The sequence below is a fragment of the Microcoleus sp. A003_D6 genome (genome assembly GCF_036702825.1).
Lineage (GTDB): Bacteria > Cyanobacteriota > Cyanobacteriia > Cyanobacteriales > Microcoleaceae > Microcoleus.
Window position 1 is genome coordinate 1 of the sequence record NZ_JAUBWA010000198.1, and the last position, 8,073, is coordinate 8,073.

Annotated in this window: 11 protein-coding genes and 1 pseudogene; 1 reads left to right on the forward strand and 11 read right to left on the reverse strand. The window is 44.5% G+C overall.

All coding sequences use genetic code 11. From position 1 onward, the window contains the following. Window positions 1-78 precede the first annotated feature (78 nt). The 3 genes from devC to QUB70_RS30520 form a co-directional block, all read right to left on the reverse strand. Window positions 79-1,239 carry an ABC transporter permease DevC gene (devC, locus tag QUB70_RS30510; protein ID WP_332985473.1) on the reverse strand — a complete coding sequence of 387 codons (1,161 nt, stop codon included), beginning with the start codon at window positions 1,237-1,239 and terminating at the stop codon, window positions 79-81. 122 nt (window positions 1,240-1,361) lie between these two features. Next, window positions 1,362-3,005: an HlyD family efflux transporter periplasmic adaptor subunit gene (locus tag QUB70_RS30515; RefSeq protein WP_332985474.1), complete on the reverse strand. Its 1,644-nt coding sequence runs from the start codon at window positions 3,003-3,005 to the stop codon at window positions 1,362-1,364. Between the two features lie 71 nt (window positions 3,006-3,076). Further along, a complete protein-coding gene (locus tag QUB70_RS30520; protein ID WP_332985476.1) occupies window positions 3,077-3,814 on the reverse strand; it encodes a phycocyanobilin:ferredoxin oxidoreductase in 738 nt (245 codons plus the stop codon). Between the two features lie 131 nt (window positions 3,815-3,945). On the opposite strand from QUB70_RS30520, the gene tatA reads away from it, so the two are divergent. Next, window positions 3,946-4,149 carry a twin-arginine translocase TatA/TatE family subunit gene (tatA, locus tag QUB70_RS30525; RefSeq protein WP_332985477.1) on the forward strand — a complete coding sequence of 68 codons (204 nt, stop codon included), beginning with the start codon at window positions 3,946-3,948 and terminating at the stop codon, window positions 4,147-4,149. Window positions 4,150-4,226: 77 nt separating this feature from the next. On the opposite strand, the gene QUB70_RS30530 is transcribed toward tatA, so the two are convergent. The 8 genes and pseudogenes from QUB70_RS30530 to QUB70_RS30565 all read right to left on the reverse strand — a co-directional run bounded on the left by QUB70_RS30530 (window position 4,227) and on the right by QUB70_RS30565 (window position 7,933). Continuing rightward, window positions 4,227-4,532 carry a type II toxin-antitoxin system RelE/ParE family toxin gene (locus QUB70_RS30530; protein WP_332985478.1) on the reverse strand — a complete coding sequence of 102 codons (306 nt, stop codon included), beginning with the start codon at window positions 4,530-4,532 and terminating at the stop codon, window positions 4,227-4,229. Then, window positions 4,525-4,794, reverse strand: coding sequence for a type II toxin-antitoxin system ParD family antitoxin (locus QUB70_RS30535; protein WP_332985480.1), 270 nt, complete (start codon window positions 4,792-4,794; stop codon window positions 4,525-4,527). Before QUB70_RS30535 ends, QUB70_RS30530 begins: the two co-directional genes overlap by 8 nt. A gap of 290 nt (window positions 4,795-5,084) precedes the next feature. Continuing rightward, complete coding sequence (panB, locus tag QUB70_RS30540) at window positions 5,085-5,864, reverse strand: 3-methyl-2-oxobutanoate hydroxymethyltransferase (RefSeq protein WP_332985481.1); 780 nt, start codon at window positions 5,862-5,864, stop codon at window positions 5,085-5,087. A gap of 20 nt (window positions 5,865-5,884) precedes the next feature. Then, window positions 5,885-6,046 (reverse strand): annotated as a pseudogene (locus QUB70_RS30545) (type II toxin-antitoxin system RelE/ParE family toxin); the annotation flags it as partial. A gap of 134 nt (window positions 6,047-6,180) precedes the next feature. Further along, the gene (locus QUB70_RS30550) at window positions 6,181-6,447 is read right to left on the reverse strand and encodes a type II toxin-antitoxin system ParD family antitoxin (RefSeq protein ID WP_332985482.1); all 267 of its coding nucleotides are present in this window, start codon (window positions 6,445-6,447) and stop codon (window positions 6,181-6,183) included. Window positions 6,448-6,595: 148 nt separating this feature from the next. Then, the gene (locus QUB70_RS30555) at window positions 6,596-7,012 is read right to left on the reverse strand and encodes an aspartyl protease family protein (RefSeq protein WP_332985483.1); all 417 of its coding nucleotides are present in this window, start codon (window positions 7,010-7,012) and stop codon (window positions 6,596-6,598) included. Window positions 7,013-7,142: 130 nt separating this feature from the next. Then, window positions 7,143-7,433 (reverse strand): hypothetical protein, encoded by a 291-nt coding sequence (locus tag QUB70_RS30560; RefSeq protein WP_332985484.1) that lies wholly within the window; start codon window positions 7,431-7,433, stop codon window positions 7,143-7,145. A gap of 83 nt (window positions 7,434-7,516) precedes the next feature. Next, on the reverse strand, window positions 7,517-7,933 hold the full coding sequence (locus QUB70_RS30565) for an aspartyl protease (RefSeq protein ID WP_332985485.1): 417 nt from the start codon (window positions 7,931-7,933) through the stop codon (window positions 7,517-7,519). Window positions 7,934-8,073 lie beyond the last annotated feature (140 nt).

The window sequence follows — 8,073 nt, forward strand, 5'->3', positions numbered from 1 at the left end:
TTCCTTCTTCCTTCTTCCTTCTTCCTTCTTCCTTCTTCCTTCTTCCTTCTTCCTTCTTCCTTCTTCCTTCTTCCTTCGTTAAAAAATATCCGCCGGGTCAGCCGCCTGCAACTTCCTAACTGCGATCGCCCCCGACACAGAACACATGACAACTGTCATTGCAAAAACAGTTCCAGCTTTCATCAAAGTCATGTACATCGGCAAACTCGTAGCACTTCTGGCTAAATTGTACAGCAGCATAGAAACCCCAAACCCAGGCAAATAGCCAAGAATTGCCAGAATCAAAGCCTCTTGAAACACGACGCCCAAAAAATAAATATCCTTGTATCCCATTGCCTTCAGCGTAGCGTATTCTGGCAAGTGATCGGTAACATCAGTATAAAGAATTTGATAAACAATCACTATCCCGACGATAAATCCCATTGCCGCGCCGAGAGTGAAAACAAATCCGATTGAGGTGCTTTCTTCCCAATATTTTTTTTCAAAAGCAACAAATTCTTCCTTGGAAGCAATTGTCACGTCTTTTGGCAAAGTTGCTCTCATTTTTTCAATAACTGCCTTGACATCCGTTCCAGGCTGCAAGTGAACAATTCCTATATCAATTAAACCTTTAGTTCTTCTAGTGTGAAAAATCCGCAGAAAGTTCAAATCGCTAGTAATAATATTCCCATCAGCACCGAAAGATGCTCCTAAAGTAAATAACCCTTCTACACTAACGCGGCGGTTATCTATTTCAGTTTCCACAGGCTTTCCCTCCTGGAAATATTCCGCTACTGGCCCAAACTCCGGGCGAGAAGCTTGGTCGAATAAAATTACATCCGAAATTTGGATTTTGTCCAAATTATTCTGGACTTCCGGCATATCAAAAATGGGATTAGCGGGATCGAAACCGATTACCATCAATTGGCGGGTATTTCGCTGGTTGGGATCGGGATTTTTCCACAAGCCAAAGCCTAAATATACCGGGCTAATTCCTGTAACGCCATTAAAACTCAAAGCTTGATACAAGCGACGCTGGGGAAAACTTTTCATGGCTATTAAAGCCGTAGATTGGGTGCTGGTGATAAAAATATCCCCTTTTAACTTTGCATGAAAGCTGATGGAACTTTCAAATAGCGCGTCTCTAAACCCGAACTGCATAAACATCAGCAAGTCGGCAAATCCAATGCCGGCTAGCGCGATTACTAAGCGCATTTTTTCGCGGGTTAACTGTGCCCAAGCTAGCGGTATTTTTGCCATATCTAATTAAGGAAGAAGGAAGAAGGAAGAAGGAAGAAGGAAGAAGGAAGAAGAAAGAAAGAAGGAAGGAGCAAGAAACAAACAAGTAAAAACAAGGGGTTTTGATTGAAAACTACTATTATTTATATAGCTATTTTAACTTCAACTTGTAAGTTTGTTAGGGTTGCAACTTTTTTACTCGATTCGGGGTCTAGGCGAATTCTTACTTCGATAACTCTCGCGTCGGTGTCGGCGGCGGGGTCAGTATTGAGGACATCTTTTTTGCCGATTTGTTTGCCGATGCGAGCGACTGTTCCTTGCAAAGTGCCTGCAAATACGGGGCTGCTGACGGTAGCGCGCTGGCCGTTTCGCACTTTTTCGATGTCGGTTTCGTAAACTTCTGCTACGGCGTACATTTGATCTGTGCCGCCTAGTTCTACGATGCCGTCTTGAGTGTTGATGCGTTCTCCTTGTCGGGTGTGAACTTTGAGGATGTAGCCGGATACGGGTGCTTTGACGTAGCTTAAGTTTAAGTCTACTTGAGCTTTTTGTTTGGTGGCGATCGCACTTTCGACGGCTGCTTGGGCGGCTTGCACGTCTTCGGCACGGACTTCACCAATTTGGTCGAGATTTGCTTTGGCTTGATTGATTTCTTCTTGGCCGGTTTCTGCTTTTTGTTTTAGTATTGCTTCGGCTTGATTGATTTGTTCTCTGCCAGTTTCTATCTTTTGATTTAAGGTGGCTCTAGCTTGGTTAATTTCCTGCCTGCCTGTTTCTAACTTGCGTCGGAGATTGGCTCTAGCTTGGTTAATTTCCTGGTTGCCTGTTTCTACTGTTTGTTTGACTGTGGCTTTAGTTTCGACTATTTGCTCTTGCAGTGTTTGGACTGTTTTTTCTAAGATAGCTTGAGCTTCTTTGACTCTCTGGCGGGCCGTCTCTACTGCTAAGCGTTTGGTGTCGTAAGCGGAAGCAGAAATTGCGCCTGTTTCTGAGAGTTCTTTATTGCGTTGTTCCTCGGCTTCGGCGTTGGTTAATTCGGCTTTTAGCCGATCGACTGTAGCGTTTTGAGAGGCAATTTCGCCGCGCAATTGAGCTTCTAGCCTAGCCAACTTGGATTGCTGCACCTCTGTTTCTCTTTCCAGTTGTGCCTCAAATTTGGCAAGATTAGCTTGTTCGGCTTCGGTTTCTCTTTGCAGCGCGGCCTCGAATTTGGCGACGTTAGCTTGTTCGGCTTCGGTTTCTCTTCGCAGTTGAGCTTCTAGGCGGGCGACATTGGCTGCTTCGCCTTCGGTTTCTCTTTGCAGTTGTGCTTCAAACTTGGCAACTTCGGCTTTCCCAGCGCCGATTTGACCTGTTTTTGCGCCTGCTTGAACTTTCGCTAATTCTGCTTGTTTGACTTTGACTTCTTTGTCGGCTTGTTCGAGGATTGCTTGGAGCCGATCGCGCGTATCGAGAACTGCTATGATTTGTCCTTGACTGACTCGATCGCCCTCTTCCACCTGCAACAGTTCAATTCTTGCTCCCTCCGACGCCGAAGGGGCTGACAAGTTGATCACTTCCCCCTGCGGAGTCAACCTACCCAAAGCGGTAACGCCCTTTCGGGTGGAGGCGGGAGTTGCAGCAGCAGCAGCCGCCGCCGCCTTTAACTCTTCGGCTTTTCTAAGTTGAGATACTTGCCAAAAACCGACTGCTGTGGTAAGGAGAGTAGCGGCGATCGCTAAACCGATGACTCCTCGCCCTGGGGGTTTTAAAAATGATTTATCCTTGACCCGTGATTCCTTTCCCATGACTTATAAAGTAGGTGATTTCCTGATTAAGTTTTTTCCACCCACTGTGAAGTAGTGTAAACCAATTTCAGCTATTTAGGGAAATCAAAAAGCACCTCGGTCATGTAATGTTCGGCCCAATCTTGACCGAAAGCTTTTTCGAGTACGCGGCGGGTTTTGTCGTTTTGCTGCTGCTGGGTGCAGTAGTAAATTTGAGTGTCAAGAATTTTTGATGCTTCGGCGGCAGAGACTGGAACGGATGCGACTGCTTGTTTGCAGTGAATTTCAACGTAGGATTCAACTATGTCCAGAAATCTGCTTTCTTCTTCGATCGACTCTGGGCGCACAAACAGACAAAATTCTGAGAAAATATCCCCCCATTCGGGAATTTGGCGGGGACAAGAAAATTGGTCGATCGGCAAAATTTCCAGTTGGGTTCGGTAGGCTTCCGACAAAGTTCGATCGGGATTGAGGGGAGAAAGGTCTGCGATCGCCGCGCTAATTTGGCCTTTGCCTGCTACTATATCCGTACCGAACATCGGCAAAGCATAATTCGGTCTGGGAAACATGACGCAGTGCAGGATGTCCAGCATCGGCCCGACTTTAGCGAGTTCGAGGTGTATTTTGCGGAATTGGGGCGTTTGATAGCAGCGGTTTTCCACGATCAGTTTTTCTCCTTCCAAGCGCCCTTCTATATATCCCAACTCAGCAGGCAGGTAGTAGGGTTCTAGGTCGAGATAGCGGTGCCATACTGCTTCCATCCGATCGGCTAAATCGCGGATGAGGTAGTGCTGTTGGTCGCGCAGGGAAGGCTTGGATATTTCTAACATTCCTATTTATCGGGGGATTGCTTAATAAAACTTGATTCTACTGTTGCAGGATGCAGGAAAAAAGGTAGATACTTTTAAGGATATCAGCAGATCGACTTGCCGATCGAGCAAGTTTTACAGGAGATGAGTGTATGTTTGGTCTGGGATTGCCCGAATTGGGCATTGTTGCGGTCGTCGCTATTCTAATTTTTGGGCCCAAGAAGATTCCTGAGTTAGGAAATGCTTTGGGCAAAACTTTGCGTAGTTTTAAGGATGGCATAGGTCAATCTGATGATGAAGCTGCCCAGAAGGAGAAGGATAAAGATCGGGACGAAGAGGGCAAGCCTGGGGATTAGATAAATTGGGGATGATTCGATTTCACAAATGCGATGATTGTGGGGAGACAAGGCGACAGACCAATTTTCAATGTCAATTAGCTGTCGCCGTCTTCAGAGAATATAGCTTCTCGATCGCGGTAGCCACTTAGCAGACGTTCAACTGCAATCCCATTTTCAATCGGACGGTAGAAGATGATATAATTTCCAATAGCAAAACCGCGCAACCCAGGTGCCAGTTCTTCATAACTGCGTCCCATTCTCGGAGATTTTGCAATTAAATTGCATTGGTCTCTAAAGGTTTCAACAAAACGTCTTGCTGCTGCAAGATTATCGCGAGCAATATAATTTTTAATCTCCCTTAAATCATACTTAGCTTGAGTGCTGAGAAAATACCTACTCATTTATTGCCCGCTCTTCTAATTCTATTTCTTCAAGAAGTTCTGCAACTACTTCTTCACCGTCAAAGATTTCCCCTCTGTCTGATTGCTCAATACCAACAGCCACTTCTTGGCGGAGTTTTTCCATCCGCATTTGACGCTGCATATCTCGTTCTTCAAGGAGTCGCAATGCTTCCAAAATCACTTCGCTAACCGATAAATACCTGCCAGTTTTGACCTTTTGCCGAACAAATTTTTCTAATTCAGGTGTCAGCGATACATTCATAGCTGAGTAGAGGTTGTGATGTATTTAAGCTAATTTTAGCAGGAATGTCAAAGTTTGTCAAAGTTGGTTATGACTCACATCTAGCACCATTTTCAAGAACAGGCAAGATGCCTGTTCCACAAAAGATAAATTTTCCTGTGGAACACGCATCTTGCCCGTTCCTAAACAGATAATTGAGAATGGTGCAATATTTCAGTTATGACTCACATCTAGTAGCACCGACAATAATTACCTAAAACCCGCAATCTCGTAAAGCCGCCACCGCCCAACGGCAAATCGCTATAAAATGTTCACAAATCGGGAAATTTGCCTTCTCTAACTTCGAGGGAATAATCTTTTACAGCTTGAGTAATTGTTTCTCGCAAATTGGCGTAAGCTTTCGCAAAAGGCGGCTGTTTTTCGGAAAGTCCCAACAAATCGGAAGTAACTAAAACTTGGCCGTCGCAGTGCGGCCCGGCGCCGATACCAATGGTGGGAATAGTTAGTTTTTGGGTAATTTGAGCGGCTAAGTCTGCGGGAATATGTTCTAAGACGATCGCAAAGGCACCTGCTTCTTGAAGTGCGATCGACTCTGCTATGATGCGATCGGCAGCTTCAACAGTTTTTCCTTGTTTTTTGTAGCCGAGTTGGTGTACCGACTGCGGAGTTAAACCGACGTGTCCCATCACCGGAATTCCGGCGGATGTTAGCTGCGAAACAGTGGCGGCCATTACTGGATATCCACCCTCCAATTTTACAGCTTGAGCGCCGGTTTCTTTCAAAACTCTCCCGGCCGAGTGCATGGCTTGCTGGGGACTTTCTTGATAAGTCAAAAACGGCAAATCGACCACAATTAATGCTTGTTTAACGCCGCGACGTACAGCTTTAGCGTGGTGCAGCATTTCATCGAGGGTTAGGGGCAGCGTTGTCTCGTAGCCTAATACGGGCATGGCCAGGGAATCGCCGACGAGGATGATATCTACGCCTGCTTGGTCTATGAGTTGGGCGATCGCATAATCATAAGCTGTCAGGGCAACAATTGACCGCCCTTGTTGTTTCCACTGAATTAATTGATGAGTAGTGACTGACATTTTAGTGCAAAAATATAATATTATCTGTCTTCTACAAAAACATCCTCAAAGTCTCTATAACCACTCAACACCCTTTCAATTTGGATACCATTTTTAATAACGCGGTAAAAAATTACATATTTATCTACAGGTAAACTGCGTAGAGACGGTGCTAATTCCTCGCGACTGCGCCCCATTTCTGGAAAATCTGCTAATCAACGAAATTTTTCCTGAAAAACATTAAGAAAATGGTTGGCTGCATTGGCGCTAAACTGCAACAGATAGTTCGTGAGTTCCCTTAAATCTTGCTTGGCGGGGGCACTCAAAATGTATCGACTCATTTTTCACCCTCATCGGCTTGCTGAATCTCCTGACGCAGTTCTCTTAACACTTCTTCACCATCAAAAACCTCTCCGCGATCGGAAGCTTCAATTCCAATCATTATTTCCTTGCGGAGTTCCTCTAAACGCACTAAGCGTTCCATTTCTCGTTGTTCTAGCAATCGTAACGCAGCCCATACCACTTCAGAAGCTGATGAGTATCTACCGTTGTTGACTGTTGACTGAACAAACTGCTCTAGTTCGGGAGTTAAGGATATGTTCATTACGTTGAGTCACCTATTTGAGTCAACTACTATTTCCCATAATAACAAAAAACTATCAAATTTTGCGATCGGGATTTTAAACAATGAATCAGAGACAAGGAAGCTCTCATGTAGGTATAGCCAGCATTTAACGTTAATAATTGAGATTTTACACCCGAATATAGCTTTGCATTCCCTCGGCCGGCAAAACAATCAACCGCTGATTTTTCAAGTCCGGTTCTAAACCCAAATCTTCGAGGGGAATTAAGCCCAGTAAAGGTTCTTCTCCTGCGGGAATTTCTACACAATCATACCTGCCTTCCCGGCCAGCTACGGCAAGAGTGACATCTTTGAACAGACGAAATTTTCTGGTTCCTATTGCCGTATGTCCGTCGATTTCACCTAGCATTGGCAAACCCAACTGACTGATAATATCTGCTGGTAAGCAGAGTCGAGTTGCTCCTGTATCGACTAAGACGTTATCGATGATGATAGAGCGTATTTGCTCTGCGGGGATGAACCCTCTTTCTCCTAGAATTTCATCGATGTGATTGGTGACGGTTATTGTTGCTGTGACTCGGCCCATTTTTTTACTATTTTGTTTTGCTAGAGAATGTTTTCGTTGCTTAGGCTGCCTATTTTACATTTTAACAATATTTGTAACAGAAATCGCTGTTGTTCTTTATTGTTTAAATTGGGTTGACAAATATGGCAAATTAATAGCAAAAATGCTCTCTAATTATTGAAGTACGAAGCTTCTGCCATTCTTGTTTAGAAACATCTGCACGAGTTTTGTCACCCGATGGATCGCGGACATCCCAAATTGTATCTGCAATCCGATCCTCTTCGAGGGCTCCGCTAACGAGCGATCGCCCGTGAACACGATAATCGAAGTCCCAGAAAGCATCACCGACGCAATCTCCTTGTGTAGCAATCATTTCGCGATCGACTGTACTGCGAATAGCATTCCATTCGCGGATGTAGACAGGAGAATCGTCCGATCGCAATTTTCGATCTCCTAACTAATGAATCAGAGACAAGGAAGCTCTAATGTAGGTATAGCCAGCATTTAACGTTAACAATTTAGATTTTACACCCGAATATAGCTTTGCATTCCCTCGGCCGGCAAAACAATCAACCGCTGATTTTTTAAGTCCGGTTCTAAACCCAAATCTTCGAGGGGAATTAAGCCCAGTAAAGGTTCTTCTCCTGCGGGAATTTCTACACAATCATACCTGCCTTCCCGGCCAGCTACGGCAAGACCAACATTTTTGAACAGACGAAATTGTCTAGATCCTATTGCTGTATTTCCTTGAATTTCACCAACTAGGGTTAAACTTAACTGAGCGATAATATCTGCTGGTAAACAGAGCCGAGTTGCTCCTGTATCTACTAGCACGTTATCGATAGTGACAGATCGTATTTGCTCTGCGGGGATGAACCCTCTTTCTGCGAGCATCTTGTCTACTTCGTTGGTGACGGTTATTGTTGCGGTGACTCGGCCCATTTTTTTACTCTTTTGTTTTGCTAGAGAATGTTTTCGTTGCTTTTGACTAAATTATCTACAATCTAGGCTGCCTATTTTACATTTTAACAATATTTGTAACAGAAATCGCTGTTGTTCTTTATTGTTTAAATTGGGTTGAC

What these genes read in the sequence shown, in the direction of transcription:
- devC (WP_332985473.1), bottom strand. Translation starts at nt 1,239, where the DNA reads ATGGCAAAAATACCGCTAGCTTGGGCACAGTTAACCCGCGAAAAAATG.
- QUB70_RS30515 (WP_332985474.1), bottom strand. Translation starts at nt 3,005, where the DNA reads ATGGGAAAGGAATCACGGGTCAAGGATAAATCATTTTTAAAACCCCCA.
- QUB70_RS30520 (WP_332985476.1), bottom strand. Translation starts at nt 3,814, where the DNA reads ATGTTAGAAATATCCAAGCCTTCCCTGCGCGACCAACAGCACTACCTC.
- tatA (WP_332985477.1), top strand. Translation starts at nt 3,946, where the DNA reads ATGTTTGGTCTGGGATTGCCCGAATTGGGCATTGTTGCGGTCGTCGCT.
- QUB70_RS30530 (WP_332985478.1), bottom strand. Translation starts at nt 4,532, where the DNA reads ATGAGTAGGTATTTTCTCAGCACTCAAGCTAAGTATGATTTAAGGGAG.
- QUB70_RS30535 (WP_332985480.1), bottom strand. Translation starts at nt 4,794, where the DNA reads ATGAATGTATCGCTGACACCTGAATTAGAAAAATTTGTTCGGCAAAAG.
- panB (WP_332985481.1), bottom strand. Translation starts at nt 5,864, where the DNA reads ATGTCAGTCACTACTCATCAATTAATTCAGTGGAAACAACAAGGGCGG.
- QUB70_RS30550 (WP_332985482.1), bottom strand. Translation starts at nt 6,447, where the DNA reads ATGAACATATCCTTAACTCCCGAACTAGAGCAGTTTGTTCAGTCAACA.
- QUB70_RS30555 (WP_332985483.1), bottom strand. Translation starts at nt 7,012, where the DNA reads ATGGGCCGAGTCACAGCAACAATAACCGTCACCAATCACATCGATGAA.
- QUB70_RS30565 (WP_332985485.1), bottom strand. Translation starts at nt 7,933, where the DNA reads ATGGGCCGAGTCACCGCAACAATAACCGTCACCAACGAAGTAGACAAG.